The sequence below is a fragment of the Streptomyces sp. NPDC058240 genome, from assembly GCF_042882135.1.
Lineage (GTDB): Bacteria > Actinomycetota > Actinomycetes > Streptomycetales > Streptomycetaceae > Streptomyces.
On sequence record NZ_JBHVWT010000019.1, the window covers coordinates 13,869 to 29,063 of the forward strand.

Annotated in this window: 15 protein-coding genes and 1 pseudogene; 9 read left to right on the forward strand and 7 right to left on the reverse strand. The window is 69.0% G+C overall.

Annotated elements, in window-relative coordinates:
* The first annotated feature begins 86 nt into the window (after window positions 1–86).
* Window positions 87–932 (forward strand): pentapeptide repeat-containing protein, encoded by an 846-nt coding sequence (locus ACFVX4_RS25900; RefSeq protein WP_389981293.1) that lies wholly within the window; start codon window positions 87–89, stop codon window positions 930–932.
* 181 nt (window positions 933–1,113) lie between these two features.
* Complete coding sequence (locus tag ACFVX4_RS25905) at window positions 1,114–2,478, forward strand: radical SAM protein (protein ID WP_389981295.1); 1,365 nt, start codon at window positions 1,114–1,116, stop codon at window positions 2,476–2,478.
* On the opposite strand, the gene ACFVX4_RS25910 is transcribed toward ACFVX4_RS25905, so the two are convergent.
* Window positions 2,438–3,163 (reverse strand): LysR family substrate-binding domain-containing protein, encoded by a 726-nt coding sequence (locus ACFVX4_RS25910; protein ID WP_389981297.1) that lies wholly within the window; start codon window positions 3,161–3,163, stop codon window positions 2,438–2,440. The two genes, ACFVX4_RS25905 and ACFVX4_RS25910, sit on opposite strands and share 41 nt — an antisense overlap.
* 39 nt (window positions 3,164–3,202) lie before the next feature.
* Between ACFVX4_RS25910 and ACFVX4_RS25915 the strand changes: the two are divergent.
* A pseudogene (locus ACFVX4_RS25915) lies at window positions 3,203–4,020 on the forward strand (oxidoreductase).
* A 162-nt stretch (window positions 4,021–4,182) separates the two neighbouring features.
* On the opposite strand, the gene ACFVX4_RS25920 reads toward ACFVX4_RS25915, so the two are convergent.
* Window positions 4,183–4,878, reverse strand: a complete 696-nt coding sequence (locus ACFVX4_RS25920) for an NADPH-dependent F420 reductase (protein ID WP_389981478.1) — start codon at window positions 4,876–4,878, stop codon at window positions 4,183–4,185.
* A gap of 152 nt (window positions 4,879–5,030) precedes the next feature.
* Here ACFVX4_RS25920 and ACFVX4_RS25925 point away from each other — a divergent pair, with 152 nt between their 5' ends.
* The 3 genes from ACFVX4_RS25925 (at window position 5,031) to ACFVX4_RS25935 (ending at window position 6,566) form a co-directional block, all read left to right on the forward strand.
* On the forward strand, window positions 5,031–5,582 hold the full coding sequence (locus ACFVX4_RS25925; RefSeq protein WP_389981299.1) for a glycoside hydrolase family 25 protein: 552 nt from the start codon (window positions 5,031–5,033) through the stop codon (window positions 5,580–5,582).
* 214 nt (window positions 5,583–5,796) lie between these two features.
* Window positions 5,797–6,261 carry a MarR family winged helix-turn-helix transcriptional regulator gene (locus ACFVX4_RS25930; RefSeq protein ID WP_389981301.1) on the forward strand — a complete coding sequence of 155 codons (465 nt, stop codon included), beginning with the start codon at window positions 5,797–5,799 and terminating at the stop codon, window positions 6,259–6,261.
* A 35-nt stretch (window positions 6,262–6,296) separates the two neighbouring features.
* Entirely contained in the window at window positions 6,297–6,566 is a 270-nt protein-coding gene (locus ACFVX4_RS25935) for a hypothetical protein (RefSeq protein WP_389981303.1), read from the forward strand.
* A 26-nt stretch (window positions 6,567–6,592) separates the two neighbouring features.
* Here ACFVX4_RS25935 and ACFVX4_RS25940 read toward each other — a convergent pair whose 3' ends face one another.
* Window positions 6,593–7,891: a nucleotidyl transferase AbiEii/AbiGii toxin family protein gene (locus tag ACFVX4_RS25940; RefSeq protein ID WP_389981305.1), complete on the reverse strand. Its 1,299-nt coding sequence runs from the start codon at window positions 7,889–7,891 to the stop codon at window positions 6,593–6,595.
* Window positions 7,892–8,220: 329 nt separating this feature from the next.
* On the opposite strand from ACFVX4_RS25940, the gene ACFVX4_RS25945 reads away from it, so the two are divergent.
* Window positions 8,221–9,381 (forward strand): S1 family peptidase, encoded by a 1,161-nt coding sequence (locus ACFVX4_RS25945; RefSeq protein WP_389981480.1) that lies wholly within the window; start codon window positions 8,221–8,223, stop codon window positions 9,379–9,381.
* Window positions 9,382–9,578: 197 nt separating this feature from the next.
* Here the strand turns inward: ACFVX4_RS25945 and ACFVX4_RS25950 are convergent, their stop codons facing one another.
* Both ACFVX4_RS25950 and ACFVX4_RS25955 read right to left on the reverse strand, forming a co-directional pair.
* Window positions 9,579–10,286, reverse strand: a complete 708-nt coding sequence (locus ACFVX4_RS25950; RefSeq protein ID WP_389981307.1) for an NUDIX domain-containing protein — start codon at window positions 10,284–10,286, stop codon at window positions 9,579–9,581.
* 152 nt (window positions 10,287–10,438) lie between these two features.
* A complete protein-coding gene (locus tag ACFVX4_RS25955) occupies window positions 10,439–11,038 on the reverse strand; it encodes a hypothetical protein (RefSeq protein ID WP_389981309.1) in 600 nt (199 codons plus the stop codon).
* Window positions 11,039–11,188: 150 nt separating this feature from the next.
* On the opposite strand from ACFVX4_RS25955, the gene ACFVX4_RS25960 reads away from it, so the two are divergent.
* On the forward strand, window positions 11,189–11,647 hold the full coding sequence (locus ACFVX4_RS25960; RefSeq protein WP_389981310.1) for an NUDIX domain-containing protein: 459 nt from the start codon (window positions 11,189–11,191) through the stop codon (window positions 11,645–11,647).
* Between the two features lie 249 nt (window positions 11,648–11,896).
* Window positions 11,897–12,589, forward strand: coding sequence for a formylglycine-generating enzyme family protein (locus ACFVX4_RS25965; protein ID WP_389981312.1), 693 nt, complete (start codon window positions 11,897–11,899; stop codon window positions 12,587–12,589).
* 243 nt (window positions 12,590–12,832) lie between these two features.
* Here ACFVX4_RS25965 and ACFVX4_RS25970 read toward each other — a convergent pair whose 3' ends face one another.
* A complete protein-coding gene (locus ACFVX4_RS25970) occupies window positions 12,833–13,105 on the reverse strand; it encodes an HPr family phosphocarrier protein (RefSeq protein WP_389981314.1) in 273 nt (90 codons plus the stop codon).
* A 48-nt stretch (window positions 13,106–13,153) separates the two neighbouring features.
* Window positions 13,154–15,166 carry a fructose-specific PTS transporter subunit EIIC gene (locus ACFVX4_RS25975; RefSeq protein WP_389981316.1) on the reverse strand — a complete coding sequence of 671 codons (2,013 nt, stop codon included), beginning with the start codon at window positions 15,164–15,166 and terminating at the stop codon, window positions 13,154–13,156.
* Between the last annotated feature and the right edge of the window lie 29 nt (window positions 15,167–15,195).

The following is a 15,195-nucleotide window of genomic DNA, read 5'->3' on the forward strand; positions in this document are numbered from 1 at the left end:
GGCGATCATGAAATTGACGCGAACGGGTGACGGATCCCGATAAGGTCGACCGTCCGACAGCTCCGTACCCAGAGGACTTACGCACCGTGCCCGACAATGTCCAAGGCCCCGGCCACGACCGCACCGATCGTGCCGCGCTGCGCGCCGACTGCGTGAACTGTTTCGGGCTGTGCTGCGTGGCCCTGACCCTGACACGGTCCGCGGACTTCGCCATCGACAAGGACGCCGGGAAGCCCTGCCGGAACCTCCAGGAGGACTTCCGCTGCGGCATCCACACCGAACTGCGGACACAGGGTTTCCCCGGCTGCACCGTGTACGACTGCTTCGGGGCGGGCCAGAAGGTTTCCGGCGAGATCTTCGACGGACAGGACTGGCGCAGCGCCCCGCAGACCGCCCGGCAGATGTTCCAGGTGTTCCCGGTCGTGCGGCAGCTCCATGAACTCCTCTGGTACCTCACGGAAGCGTTGTCCCTGGAACCGGCGCGGCCCCTTCGCACGGAGATCCGGCGCACCCTCGACGAGACGGAGCGCCTCACCCACCTCCCGGCGGACGCGTTCTCGGAACTGGACGTGGCCGGGCACCGCGATGTCGTGGCCGAACTGCTGCTCCGTACCAGCGAACTGGTACGGGCGACGGCGCCGCGCAGGAAGAAGCGCGACCACCGCGGCGCCGACCTCATCGGAGCCAGGCTCAAGGGCGCCGATCTGCGGGGCGCCGATCTGCGCGGCGCCTATCTGATCGCAGCGGACCTCACCGGTGCCGATCTGCGCCTGGCCGACCTGATCGGCGCCGACTTCCGGGACGCGGACCTGTCCGGCGCCGACCTCACCGGAAGCCTCTTCCTCACTCAGGCCCAGCTCAACGCGGCCCGGGGCGACACGGCGACGAAGCTCCCGCCATCACTCGGCCGCCCCACGCACTGGGACCGGTGAATCCCGGCCCGGAAGCGGCCACCGACTGACGGCCCGGACCGCACCACTGGCGGCCACGGACCATCCGCGCCGCACCGGGACGAATCGGCCGGTGGGTCGGGGCACTGCTGACGTGTCCGGTTCGTTGCACAGTGTGGCGTACCCGGAACGCCGCAGACGACCGGACCGAGGAGTCCCGCACATGCCCAGCAGTACCGACCGCAGCCGCACCGAAACGAGTCGCGCCGACGGGAACCGCACCCGTCTGGTCGAGCGCCTCATGGAGCAGTTCCCGCACGTGCCCCGGGAAGCCGTCATCAAGGAGGATCTGCTGCGCGGCGGCGTGGCGTTCGACGAGTCCGCGCTCAGCGACAACGAGGACGGTGACGTCAAGCCGAAGTCCTACTTCATCTTCTCGTTCGACCACGGCACCCTTCCCGAGCTGGGCGCGGCCGCACTCCGCCGTCCGCCGGAGGAGATCGTCCTCACCGGCGGACCGTACGACCTGCGCAGGACCGTCGTGTCGGTGCGGGTCAACCCCGCGTCCCCGTACCGTGTCGCGGCCGACGACGACGGTGTGCTCGGGCTGTATCTCGACGGCCGGCGGATCTCCGACGTGGGTCTGCCGCCCATGCCGGACTACTACCGGCACACGCTGGAGAACGGCAAGTCCGTGATGGAGGTGGCGCCCACCATCCAGTGGGGATACCTCGTCTACCTGACCGTCTTCCGGGTCTGCCAGTACTTCGGGGCGAAGGAGGAGTGCCAGTACTGCGACATCAACCACAACTGGCGCCAGCACAAGGCGGCGGGACGCCCGTACACCGGGGTGAAGCCGGTCGAGGAGGTCCTGGAGGCGCTCGCCATCATCGACAAGTACGACACGGCGAAGACCTCCACCGCCTACACCCTCACCGGCGGGGCCATCACCTCCCACATCGGAGGCCGCGACGAGGCCGATTTCTACGGGCAGTACGCCAAGGCCATCGAGGAGCGGTTCCCCGGCCGCTGGATCGGCAAGGTCGTCGCCCAGGCCCTGCCCAAGGCCGACGTACAGCGGTTCCACGACTACGGCGTGCAGATCTACCACCCCAACTACGAGGTGTGGGACCGCCGGCTGTTCGAGCTCTACTGCCCGGGCAAGGAACGCTACGTGGGTCGCGACGAATGGCACCGCCGCATCCTGGACTCCGCCGAGGTCTTCGGCGCCCGCAACGTCATCCCCAACTTCGTGGCGGGCGTGGAGATGGCCGAGCCCTTCGGCTTCACCACGGTGGATGAAGCCATCGCCTCGACCACCGAGGGCCTGCGGTTCTTCATGTCGCACGGCATCACCCCGCGGTTCACCACCTGGTGCCCGGAGCCCACCACCCCGCTCGGGAAGACCAACCCGGACGGGGCGCCGCTCGAGTACCACATCCGCCTGCTGGACGCCTATCGCGCGACCATGGAGGAGTACGGCCTCAGCTCGCCCCCCGGCTACGGGCCGCCCGGACCCGGACGCGCCGTCTTCTCCGTCAGCTCGTTCATGGACAGCCTTCCGGCCCGTCCGGAAGACGACCAGTAGTACCGGTCCGGTCGTCGGGCCCGGACCCGGTCCGGGCCCCGGCCGCCAGTTCACGTACCACGCACGCGAACCCCCGCACCAGGTTGTTGTCCGTGCCGTCGGCCCAGGCGAGCACGGTCCGCAGGGGCTCGACGTCGGTCAGCGGTATCCAGGAGAGATCCGGACGGGTGTAGTACCTGGCCATGCTCATCGGTGCGAAGCAGATGGCGGAGCCCTCGGCCACCTGCTCCAGCATCTCCTCGACGTTGTCGTTGGTCGGCCCCCATCGGGGACTCGATCCGTCCGGGCGAGGGTTGACCGCCCACCAGTCCACCCATTCGCGAGGCGCACGCTCGGTCCACATCAGCGGCTCGTCGCCCACGTCGAGTACGGAAATCTCGTCGCGGCCCGCGAGCGCGTGCCCGGACGGCAGCCCCACGACGCGTGGTTCCGTATGCACCATCTCGGAGCGGAGGCCGGTCAGATCGTTGGGCAGCCAGACGAAAGCCACGTCGACCAGCCCCTCACGCAGGGCGGCGGCCTCCTGCCCCCATTTATAGCGCTTGGGTACCACTCGCACGCCTGGGTGGCGTCGTGCGAACTCGGCCCGTGCGCGGGTGGTGAGTTCACCCGCACCGCTCGCCTCGAAGCCCACCCGCAGTACGCCCCTCTCCCCGCGCCGGTGCCGTTCCGCGGCGGCGGCCACCCGCTCGGACTGACGGACCGTGAGCAGAGCCTCGGCAAAATCACGGGAGCGTCTTCCGGATTCGGCCGTTCGATCGCCGCCGCCGCTCTGGCCGCAGGGGACACCGTCGTGGCCACGGCCCGCAGGCCCGAGGCGCTCGACGCGATCTGGTCGCCGCCTACCCCGACCGGGCCGTGGCAGCCCAGTTGGACGTCACCGACACCGCACGCATCGCGGCGGTCGTCGCCGAAACGCTGCTCTGGCACGGGCGTATCGATGTCGTCGTCAACAACGCGGGCCTCGGCCTGGTCGGGGCGGTCGAGGAGACCACCGACCAGGAACTGCGGGACCTGATGGACCTGCATTTCTTCGGTCCCGCGGCGCTGGTCCGCGCGGTGCTGCCCCACATGCGCCGTCAGAAATCCGGCGTCATTGTGCAGATGAGCAGCATGGGCGGACGGTTCACCTTCCCCGGGGTCGGTGCCTACTCGGCGAGCAAATTCGCCCTCGAAGGACTGTCCGAGGCCCTCGCGGCCGAGGTCGCCCCGCACGGGATCAAGGTCCTGATCGTCGAACCCGGATCGTTCCGGACCGGGTTCGCCGGGGGAGGGGCGCTCCGCCGGGCCGCCGAGATCCCCGCGTACGAGGCGACGGTCGGCCCCGTACGGACAAACCTCCCGGGCTCGGACGGCAAACAGGAGGGCGACCCCGACAAGGCGGCTGCAGCCATTCTCACCGCTCTCGCCGCCGAGGAGACGCCACTGCGACTGCCGCTCGGGAACGACGCGATCGACGCGATCCAGGCCCACCTCGAAGCGGCCCGCGCAGAGACTCTTGCCTGGGAGACGGTCAGCCGCAGCACCGACTTCGACGAATGAGAAGTGCGCCCTGCCACACCTGACGGCAGGGCGCATGCGCCGGGCCCTCGGACGCGCGCCGGAGTGCGCCTGAGGGCCCACGGCCGGCGCCGGGGCGCTCGTCGGTGAGGGGCGCGCCGGGGGTGACGGGGACGAACCCGACCGTCCCCGGCGTCGGGGACGTCAGGCGCGCCACTCGGCCGTGCGCTCGGGGGACGCTTCGGCGAGCGCCTTGGTGATTGCTTCCGCGTCGCCCTGATGACCGTAAACAGGTGTGCCGGGCTGCTGACGCCAGGACTCGTCGAGGCCTCCCGCGTCCACGGTGTCGAAACCCAGCTCGTCGATGAGCTCGCGCACGACCTGCTTGGCCGCCGCGTCGTCACCGGCCACCGGCAACGCCTGACGGCCGGGGCTGCCCTTGGGAAGGCCGTTGGAGAGGATGTCCTGCGCGTACGTCCCGTTGAACGCCTTGATCACCGAATGACCGATCTGCTCCTCGGTCCACCGGCTCTCGGGCTTGCCGCCCTCGATCGCGGCGATACGGCCGTCGCGCTGTTGCGGATAGTAATTGCCCGTGTCGATGACCGCGACCGCGTCCGCGGCACCGTCGATCAGGCCCGCGGGCAGATCGGGAACGGCCTTGAGGGGGACGGTGACGACGACGACCTGGGCTCCCCGAGCCGCTTCAGCGGCGGTGACCGCGGTGGCTCCGGTCTCGTCGGCGAGCGCGGAGAGCGTCTGCGGGCCGCGCGAATTGGCGACGGAGACGTCGTGGCCCAGCGCGGTGAGGCGCCGGGTGAGGTTTCCGCCGATGTTGCCCGCTCCGATGATGCCGATCTTCATGGATCCGACCTTCCCATGGCGCCTGCGGTACGTGATGTGGTCTCGCGCATCATCAACTACCCGTCGCCGGTCCGTATTCCTGGCGTTGGAAAAGCGATTCGCCCGTTCACCCGAAGGATGGGAACGAGTCACTGCGGGCACCTACAGGAGGAGAACGGAATCACTGAGCCCACTTGAAGGCGGTGCCCATGCTGCATGGCGTCGATGTCAGCTCCCATCAGTCGTCCTTCGACACGGACGGACTGGACTTCGTCTTCATCAAGGCCACCGAGGGACGTTCGTACATCAATCCGCATCTGGCGGCCCAGGTGAAACGTGCGAGGGACGCGGAGTGCGTGGTCGGCTTTTATCATTTTCTCTGGCCGGGAAACATCACGGCCCAGGCCGAGTACTTCGCGAGCAAGGCTCCGGAGAAGGCGGGCGATCTGCTCGCCGTGGACTGGGAGCAGAACGGCGAAGGCACGAGGGCCAGCAATGCCGAAAAGGACCGCTTCATCCGTGAGGTCAAGCGCCTGCGGCCGCACCACAAGGTTCTGCTGTACTGCAACCGCTACTTCTGGTTGAACCACGACACCACGTCGTATGCCGGTGATGGTCTGTGGATCGCCGACTACGTGACCGCGGGGGAGCCCAGGATCAAGGCACCCTGGCGTATTCATCAGTACACCGACCAACCGCTCGACAAGGACGTCGCCGCCTTCTCGTCGCGGACGGCCATGCGCGACTGGGCCCAGGGGTAGGCGCCGCGCCAGGGCGGTGAGACCGAGGATCGGACGCCGGAGCACGGGCACGGCCATGACCGGATCGAGATGACGGTGCGCAGGACGCGCGGCGCGGTGCACCCGGAGCGGGACACCGCGCGTCGTGCTCCGGCAGGCACGGATGCGGGCATCCATGATGCGCTCCGATTGGTAGGTGAGAACCTACCATTGGTGTGGGCCTAAGGTAGTGTCGATGAGCGAGACCCCGCCCAGCCTCCTGGGACTCACGACCTATCTGTTGTCCAAGACCGGCAAGACGGCGCGCAGCATGCTGGCGGCACGACTGGCCGACCGAAATCTGCGGCTCTGGCACATGGCCGTGCTGTCGGCGCTCGTCGACTTCGGCCCTCATGTACAACGGGAACTGGCATCGCGGCTCGGCATCGACCGGAGCGACATCGTCAAGATCGTGGACGATCTCTCGGTGGCCGGTCTCGTCGACCGGGCCCGCGATACCGGCGACCGCCGCCGGGTGACCGTCACGCCCACCCCGGCCGGCCGTGCGGCGCTCAGGGAGCTCCAGGCCGAGGCGCTGGCTGTGCAGGAGGCGCTGCTCGCACCCCTGACCGGGTCGGAACAGGCCCAGCTGGCAGCACTGTTGAGGCGCGTGCACGCGCATGTCCATGAAGGTCCCGAAGCGTCACAGCCAGGTCGCTGACCGATTCCCCGGGTCCGGTGCGGCACACTTCTCGGGTGACCACAGCCGCGGCTCAGCCGCCTCGCGACCGCGCGCTCGGGCGCGGAATCACCACCCTCATTCCACAGGCCGCCACGGCCACCCCGGCCGAACAGGCGGCGGCCGTACTGACGGCGATGCAGAGCGTTCCGGTGCGTGTGGGTGTCCTTCAGGCGGCCGTGGTCCTCCTGGAGGAGCGAGTGCGCGCGACGGACGACGGTGCGGAGCGAGCGGCGGCCGCGACGACGGTTGCCATGCTGCGCAGCGCGATGGGCCGGGCCGGCTGAACCGGGGCAGGGCCCGGGGGAGTTGATCAGCGCAGCTCGTCGAGGAGCCGGACGCACGCCTCGGGATGGTCCCGCCAGTACTGCCAACTTCCCTCATGGGAAAGGACGTCGGCGAGTGCGTCCGCCAGATCCGGACGCCGGGGCCCGGTGATCTCCCGTACGACCACGACGGCCGCCAGCAGCCCGTCCCGCCCGCCTTCGGCCAGATATCCGAGTGCGGCGGCAGGGGCCTCCGCGGCCGACGCGCGCGTGGCCTCCACCAGTGGCTGCAGCCACCGGGACCACTGTCGGTACCGGCCCGTCCCGCCAGCCGACACCTCCGTCTCCAGGAGCGGTGCCAGCGCTCGCGCGAGACGTCCGCAATAGCTCGCGGCACTTTCCGTGACCCACGGGTGTTCTGCGATGAAGTGCTCCCAACCGGTCTGTACCCCCAAATCGTCGAACAACCGGGCGCTGACGGGCCGCAGGCCCTCGGTCCCGCCGAGAACGAAGGCCTCCCGCAACAGTTCGTAAACAGGTGGGGAGTGTTCCGCGAGCAGCACGGCATCGTACAGATCCTTGCCCTGCGGATACATGTCGGTGACCAGCCACAGCAACTTCCAGGCCAGCGACAGCTCGGGGGACACGGCCCGCACGCGGCAACCCGGGCCGTCTCCCAGCGGCCGGAGTTCGGTGAGCACGGCGGGCGAGGGAAGGATCTCGTTGAACACCACGTCGAGCTGCACGGTGCCGCCGGGCACACCGTCCGCCGTCCACGGCAACAGCATGCGTCGGCCCGGAACCCGGTCGTACGTCCAGATGTCCTCCGTCACCATGCCTGCCGCGTCGATCCGGACGGGGCCACCGACGGCGGCCGCTGCCGCGTCACGGGCGATCGTGCCGAAGACACCCGAGGTCCGAGGGTCGTCCATGGCCCAGTCCCGGGGTACGAAGAGGAAGTCCAGATCACCCGGGTCGCGGGCGGCCCTACCGAACCATGTGGCCATCAACACACTGCCACGCAGCACCAGATGGTCGCCCCACGGGCCGTCCGCGATGGACGCGAGCACTGTGTCGAGTACGGTGCGCCGCGCCCGATGCCAGGTGCGCCCCACCTCTTCCCCGCCATCGCCGAAGTCCGGTTCTCCTGCCCGGTAGGCATTGGCGAACTGCTTGAGAGCGGGTTCGAAGACCAGGGGGTGATTCATCCCGTCCGGTGCAGGCAGCAACGTGCCCGGAATGTCCGAGCTGCGCCGTTTCTCCTCGTCGAGGGGTGTATGGGGAACCCGCGGGGAGCCCTCCCGCAACCTGGTCCAGGAAGCGGATTCGTCGGCGGAGGAAGTCATGGTGAGGCTCCTGCGGGAGAGTGCGCTGCCGTTCGCGAGACCCGTGGCGGAAGCCGAAGCATCGGGCACGCGCGATCATCTGACGCGAGCATAGGTGTCCGCCCTGAGCGGAGGGAGGCGGGGGTGGTGGGGACGCCGTGGTGCGAAGAACGCACTCCTCGGCCGGGACCGATACGCCCATTGGCATGGACCTGATAGGCGAGCTGCGTTACAGTCCGTTGCGGCACACTCTGAGAGCGCTCTCAGGTGAGAGCTCCCGGACGCCTGCTGTTCCTCCCCCACGATGCCGGAACAACAGAAGGGCCATTGCCTTGAGATGTGTGAACGCGCTGCGTACGAGTCTGGCTGCCGCGCTGGTTGTCGGAGCCTGGGTGACCGTGGGTCTCGCCTCGGGCCCGGCGTCCGCCGCCGCAGCGGACTCGCCTTCCGTGACACCCCGTTCCGCGACCGATGGAGCGCCGGCGTCCGCAGGACTGCTCTCCGCCATGCAAAGGGACCTCGGCCTGACGGAGAGTCAGGCCAGGGCCAGACTGGCCGCGGAGAAGACGGCAACCGCCGTACAGGGCAAGGCGCGACGGGTCGCCGGATCGTCCTATGCCGGCTCCTGGTTCGATCCGGCCACGGGCAGGCTCACCGTGGCCGTCACCGACGGCCGGAAGTCGGGCGTCGTCCGAGCGGCCGGCGCGTCCGTCGAGCTGGTACGCCACAACGCACGGCAGCTCGACGCGACCAAGACGCGGATCGACAGGCTGACCGCGCCGGACGGTGTCAGCGGCTGGCACGTCGACCCGAAGGTCAACCGGGTCGTCGTCGACGTCGTCGCTTCGGCAGCGGGTGACAACGATGTCCGCGAGTTCGTCGAACGGGCCCGCAAGACCGGCCCCGTACTGGTGAATCAGACACCCGAGGCGCCCAGGACCTTCGCTGCCGGAACCGTGGGCGGCGATCCCTACTACACGGGCAATGTCCGATGCTCCATCGGCTTCTCCGTGTACGGCGGTTTCGTCACGGCAGGACATTGCGGACAGGCAGGCGCCGCGGTCAGCGGATGGGACCGTTCGGCCATCGGCAACTTCCAGGGGTCGTCCTTCCCCGATGACGACTACGCCTGGGTCAGTGTCGGCAACGGTTGGTGGACCGTCCCCGTGGTCCTCGGCTGGGGCACCGTTTCGGACCAGCTGGTTCGGGGCTCCGCGGAGGCGCCCATCGGTGCCTCGATCTGCCGTTCCGGCTCCACCAGCCACTGGCACTGCGGCAATGTGCTGGCCACGAACGAGACCGTGAACTACAGCCAGGGTGCGGTCTATCAGATGACCAAGACGAGTGTCTGCGCCGAGCCGGGAGATTCGGGAGGTTCGTTCATCAGCGGGGACCAGGCCCAGGGAGTCACCTCGGGTGGCTGGGGCGACTGCACCGGCGGCGGGGAGACCTGGCACCAGCCGATCAATGAGATCCTGAACCGGTACGGGCTGACCCTGCACACGGCCTGACGGTACCCGGGAGCCGCTGGACCCGGTCCGCCCGGCGCCCACTGCGAGAGGTCTGTCGCGATACGAGCTCCATTGCGCGGTCGCGGCAGGCCCTTCTCGTGGCGCGCGTGCGCTCAGGAGACTGCGGCCTCCATCAACTCGACGCCCCGGGTGCCCCGTGCCGCGTGTGCATCGATGACGGGCACCGCGAAACACACTCACCAAGTGCAGGTGGCCTGCAGGTCGTTGATGCTGTCGGCGAGTTCGGCCGGTCGAGTCGGCCACCCTGTCGTGTGCCAGTGAGCGACGCGCCAGGCCAGTCGCCGGGGCCACACCGGGGTGGTGGGCAGCTGGTCGACCGGAATCCACGTGGGCGTTCCGCCGTGGTTGTCGAGTTCCGCACGCGCACCGATCTCGCCTTCGGCATGCAGAAGGAAGTAGTGCTCACGGCGATTGTCCTTCCAGACACGGGCCAGTTCCCTGACCACTTCGCCGCGCAGGCCGGACTCCTCCCGCAGTTCGCGGATCACCGCAGCGTGCAGAGTCTCGCCGTCCTCGACTCCGCCGCCCGGAATCTCGTAGAACGGCTGCCCGTCCTCCTTGAAGCCGATGAGCAGCATCCGCCCCTCACGAATCACCACCGCGCCGGCCCGGACCCGCACCGGATCGGCAGCCGTCGGATCATCCCAGGAAGCCATTTCCCGCGCCGGACTTCCCGTCACCCAGTTCCGCAGCACGGTCTCCGCAGTGCCGACGGGCCGGATCCGCGCGTGCAATGCCTCGGCCAGGGGCAGCGAGCACCGCGAACTGTCCGGCACCTGGCCATGGCGAGGGAAGTAATAAGCTCCGTTCTCACCAGGCTCTTTGGCTACGACGAGGCCGGCTTCGTCGAACTGGACGTTCAGCAGCAAGGGGTCGTCGGTCATCCGTGAAGGCTATCCGCCGCCCTGAGCGCACTGAGCAAATGACGGAGGCAGCTGAGGCTGCGAAGTCGTCAACGATCACATGATGCCGCGCACCGGTCCGGGCCTGATCGACGAACGACGGACGATGCCCACGGAATCGACGCTGATCGCACTCAGGCCTCCGCGCGGGCACGCCACTCGTCGAACTGCTCGGGTGTGCGGACGTGGTCGTCCAGGACCGACCGGTAGATGTCGACGCTCTTCACGGACTTGCCGTACTCGGCACGGTCTGCCCAGGCCCGCTTGACTTCGAGAATCGCCGCGCGGGTCTCGGAAGTGAGACGCGGAGGCATCGCCTTGAGGTGGGCGAGGTCGGGCTGTCGGTCGGGTTCGTCGACGAACCAGATGTCCAGGGTCCAGTCCTGACCTCGCACTGAGCGACAGTCCACACCGAGATAGAGCCCGTCGGGGTAGTCCGGGTCGGTGTTCCACTCACCGGTGTCATCACGGAACCGGACCTGCCGCACCCGCTGGTGCTGTGCCAGTTGTGCGCCGATGCCGGCAACGGCTTCCAGGGTCCGCGGGTCGAGCTGCGGGCAGATCACCGTTACGTCCAGGTCGCGACGGACCATCAGACCAAGGGCGTAACTTCCCACCCGCACCGGCCGGCCGACCTCGGGCAGCAGTTCGTCCAGCCGTAGATCGGCGCTGACCCCGTCCGCCGCGGATCGCAGTGTGTCCTGTTCTCGCAGGAGTTCCTCTGTCACCGTCACACAACCAGTCTTCCAGAGGGAGAGAACCGCGTATTCCGGCGAAAGTCCCTTGCGCCCATGGGCATGCGGATGCCTCTTGCTCTCCAGCCTTCAAGCCCGGTCCCGTGCGGTCCCGTTCGGCGAGCGCTGCCGGTGGCAGAGGATGTGTGTATGACCCGACCCAGAATCCGTGTCGCCGCATACGTGATCCGCAATCGTGCCGTACCCGAATTGCTGGTGTTCGACCACATCGGAATGCCGGCAGCCGGTACCCAGGTGCCCGCCGGCGGAGTGGGACCGGACGAAGAAATGGAACACGCCGTCCTGCGAGAGGTCGCGGAGGAAACCGGGCTTTCATCAGCCACCGTGGTCCGGAGGATCGCCGTGGAGGACAAGAGGCACCCCGATACGGGACAGCCGCGCAGGACCACCTTCTTCTTCCTCCGAGCAGCGGCCGACATCCCTGACACGTGGGAGCACCAGGTCCGAGGAGACGGCGATGACGCCGGTTTCACCTTCGCCTGCCGCTTCCTCCCGCTTCCCCTGAAGCGGCCGTTGGCGGACGAACAAGATGCCTGGCTGGGCCACATCGATCCGCTCTGGACCACCATGCCCGGCTACAGCGACTGACCCGGCGGCGGACGCGGCCCCGTCGCCGTCCACGTACTGATCCCCACGGATGGGGAGTCGTGGTCCGGTGTCGCGGCTGGTGCCGTTGCGGGGCGATGTGGCGGGGCATCGGGAACACCGCGCCGCGCCGCTGCGTCACTGTCGTCTGTATTCTCACTCGCTCAGGAGACAGCAGGACGGGGCACCCACCCCGCGAGGCTGCCGGTCCGGCGCACCGGCTTGACGAGCTGGAGCACATGAGGAGCTGCGATGAGCGCGGAATCCATACTTCGCCAGGCGAATGCCGAGAGCATGAGGAGCATCCCCGGCGGGGAGATCGTGCTGCGGGACGAGGGGACGAGGACGGACTGGAAGGTGGAGGTTGCCGCCTTCCGACTGGCGCCGTACCCCGTGACCCGCGAGCTGTACCACGCGGTTCGAGGCGAGGTACCCGCGAGTTCGGCCGGTCCACGTACACCGGTGACCGAGATCTCCTGGAACGAGGCTGTCCGGTTCTGCAACCTGCTCTCGCAGGCGACGGGACTCCGGCCCTGCTACTCGACGGGCGACGACCCCGACGGGCTGGACGTGGTCTGCGACTGGCAGGCCGACGGCTATCGGCTCCCGTCCGAGGCGGAGTGGGAGTACGCATGCAGAGCCGGAACCTCCGGCGACCGCTACGGCGACCTGGACGAGATCGCCTGGCACCGCGGGAACTCCGGTGACGAAGTGCACGACGTCGCGACCAGGATGCCCAACGCGTGGGGCCTCCACGACATGATCGGCAACGTGTGGGAGTGGTGCTGGGACCTCTACGACCCCGAGGTCTACGGCCCGTACCGCGTATTCCGTGGCGGGGGCGGATTCGACCGGCCCCGAGGCTGCCGCGCATCGTGCCGCCGAAAGAGCCACCCCACGTTCCGCATCGACGACCTGGGGTTCCGGCTGGCCCGAACGCTGTGAGCCGGTGACACTCCCGGCACCCGTGGCGGACTGCTGTTCAGCCCCGACGAACACCGGCGAGCAGGCCGGGCAGCGTGAAATTGCCGCCTTTCGCTGGGCAGCCGCGCCCCACGGACACGGTGATGCCGAACGTGGTAACACGGCCCTGCCTGCCATTGCAGCCGGTTCGACCCAACGGCTCCGGGCGCGCACACCGTCCCCGGAGCCGTTGTGTGCTCCGGGGACGGCAGGGGGCAGCTGAAATTACGGCGTCGCATCCAGGTCGCGAGCGAGGAGCGCGGCCAGCTCCTCGACCGCGGTCTCCGCGCCTTCGCCCTCCGCGGCCAGCACCACCGAATCGCCGTGCTGGGCCCCGAGGGCGAGTACGGAGAGCAGGCTCCGGGCGTCGACCGCGCTCTGACCGTCCCGGCCGATCGTCACCTTGACCGGATGCTGGGCAGCGGCCTTGACGAACAACGAGGCCGGGCGGGCGTGCAGACCACTGCGGGAACCGACGACGACGGTGCGCTGATGCATGGTGAACTCTCCTGTGGTGGTGGAGGGGTGGGGTTGCTGGGGAATCCGTCAGGCGGCGACGGAGATCTTGGGCTCCTCGGTCGCCTGTGCGGGCGCCTCCGTGTTCCGGCGCATGCCCTTGAGCAGGACGACCAGGGCGGTGGCGACCGTCGTACCGGCGGCGATGGCCAGCAGGTAGAGGAACGGATGCCCGATGAGCGGCACCACGAAGATGCCACCGTGCGGGGCCCGCAATGTGCAGCCGAAGGCCATCGAAAGGGCACCGGTCACCGCGCCGCCGGCCATCACCGACGGGATCACCCGGAGCGGGTCGGCCGCCGCGAAGGGGATCGCGCCCTCGCTGATGAAGGATGCGCCCAGGACCCAGGCCGCCCGGCCGTTCTCCCGTTCGGTCTTGCTGAACAGCCTGCCGCGCACGGTGGTCGCGAGTGCCATGGCCAGCGGCGGCACCATACCGGCGGCCATCACCGCGGCCATCACCTTGAGGCTGCCGGGCGTCGGGTCGGCCAGACCGCCGACCGCGAAGGCGTACGCCACCTTGTTGAGCGGCCCGCCCATGTCGAAGCACATCATCAGTCCGAGGACGATGCCGAGAATGATCGCGTTCGAGCCGGAGAGCCCGTTGAGCCCGTCGGTCAGGGCGCGTTGGAGGGACGCGATCGGCTTGCCGACGACGATGAACATCAGGAAGCCGACGACCGCCGAGGCGATCAGGGGAATCACCAGCACCGGCATGATGCCCCGCAGAGTGGGATGGACCTTCACCCGTTGGATCGCCATCACCACCGCACCGGCCAGGAGACCGGCCGCGAGGCCGCCGAGGAAGCCCGCGTTGACGGTGAGTGCGATGGCGCCGCCGACGAAGCCGGGAACGAGCGCGGGCCGGTCGGCCATGCCGTACGCGATGTACCCGGCCAGCACCGGCACCAGGAAGGCGAATGCGGCGGTGCCGATCTGGTTGAGCAGAGCCGCCCAACTGTCGGCCTCGCCCCAGACGAAGTGGTCCGCGACGGATTTCGCACCGGCTATCTCGTAGCCGCCGATGGCGAACGACAGGGCGATGAGCAGCCCGCCTGCCGCGACGAACGGCACCATGTAACTGACGCCGGACATCAGATAGGTCCGCAGCCGGATCCCGAAGTGGGCGTGGTCACCGCCGGTCGCGGCTCCACCGTCCTGCTGAGCGGCGCCGGCCGCGATGGTGCTGGTCTCGCCGCGCTCCGCCTTCTGCCTCGCTTCGGCGATCAGCTCGGCAGGGCGGTTGATCCCCGCCTTTACCCCGGTGTCGACGATGGGTTTGCCGTCGAACCGGGCCTTCTCGCGCACCTCGACGTCATGCGCCCAGATGACCGCGTCGGCGGAGGCGATCAGCCCGGGATCGAGCCGCTCGAACCCGGCCGAGCCCTGCGTCTCGACATCGAGCACCACGCCCTCGGCACGGGCCGCGGCTGCCAGCGATTCGGCCGCCATGTAGGTGTGGGCGATACCGGTCGGACAGGACGTGACGGCGACGATCCGGAACGGTGCGGCGGCGGCCGGTGCGGCGCTGTCCGCGCCAGGGTTGTCCACCGGTACGTCGTCCGGGGGCGAGGCCTCCGGAGCCGAATCGGCCGGGCTGGCCTCCTCGCCGCGGATGAGGGCCGCGGCCGCGCCGGCGTCGCGCTCCGCGCGCAGCGCGCCCGTGAAGTCCGGGTCCATCAGCCGCCGCGCCAGCGCGGAGAGGATGGTGAGGTGGTCGTCGTCGGCTCCGGCCGGCGCGGCGATCAGGAAGATCAGATCGGCGGGGCCGTCCGCCGCACCGAAGTCGATGCCCGGACCGCTGCGTCCGAACGCGAGCGTGGGCGCGGTGACATGCTCGCTGCGGCAGTGCGGGATGCCGATGCCGCCGTCCAGGCCGGTCGGCATCTGTGCCTCACGAGCTGCGACATCGGCGAGGAAGCCGTCGAGGTCGGTCACCCGGCCCTCGGCGACCATCCGCTCGGCGAGCGACCGGGCGGCGTCGTGCTTCGTTTCGGCGGACAGATCGAGATCGACCAGTTCCGCGGTGATCAGTTCACTCATCGCGGGGCTCCTTGCTCGTGGACCGTCCT

Bases quoted from the DNA above. Each gene is read 5' to 3' on its own strand.
- ACFVX4_RS25905 (WP_389981295.1), top strand. From the start codon at position 1,114: ATGCCCAGCAGTACCGACCGCAGCCGCACCGAAACGAGTCGCGCCGAC.
- ACFVX4_RS25925 (WP_389981299.1), top strand. From the start codon at position 5,031: ATGCTGCATGGCGTCGATGTCAGCTCCCATCAGTCGTCCTTCGACACG.
- ACFVX4_RS25930 (WP_389981301.1), top strand. From the start codon at position 5,797: ATGAGCGAGACCCCGCCCAGCCTCCTGGGACTCACGACCTATCTGTTG.
- ACFVX4_RS25940 (WP_389981305.1), bottom strand. From the start codon at position 7,891: ATGACTTCCTCCGCCGACGAATCCGCTTCCTGGACCAGGTTGCGGGAG.
- ACFVX4_RS25950 (WP_389981307.1), bottom strand. From the start codon at position 10,286: ATGACCGACGACCCCTTGCTGCTGAACGTCCAGTTCGACGAAGCCGGC.
- ACFVX4_RS25960 (WP_389981310.1), top strand. From the start codon at position 11,189: ATGACCCGACCCAGAATCCGTGTCGCCGCATACGTGATCCGCAATCGT.
- ACFVX4_RS25965 (WP_389981312.1), top strand. From the start codon at position 11,897: ATGAGCGCGGAATCCATACTTCGCCAGGCGAATGCCGAGAGCATGAGG.
- ACFVX4_RS25970 (WP_389981314.1), bottom strand. From the start codon at position 13,105: ATGCATCAGCGCACCGTCGTCGTCGGTTCCCGCAGTGGTCTGCACGCC.
- ACFVX4_RS25975 (WP_389981316.1), bottom strand. From the start codon at position 15,166: ATGAGTGAACTGATCACCGCGGAACTGGTCGATCTCGATCTGTCCGCC.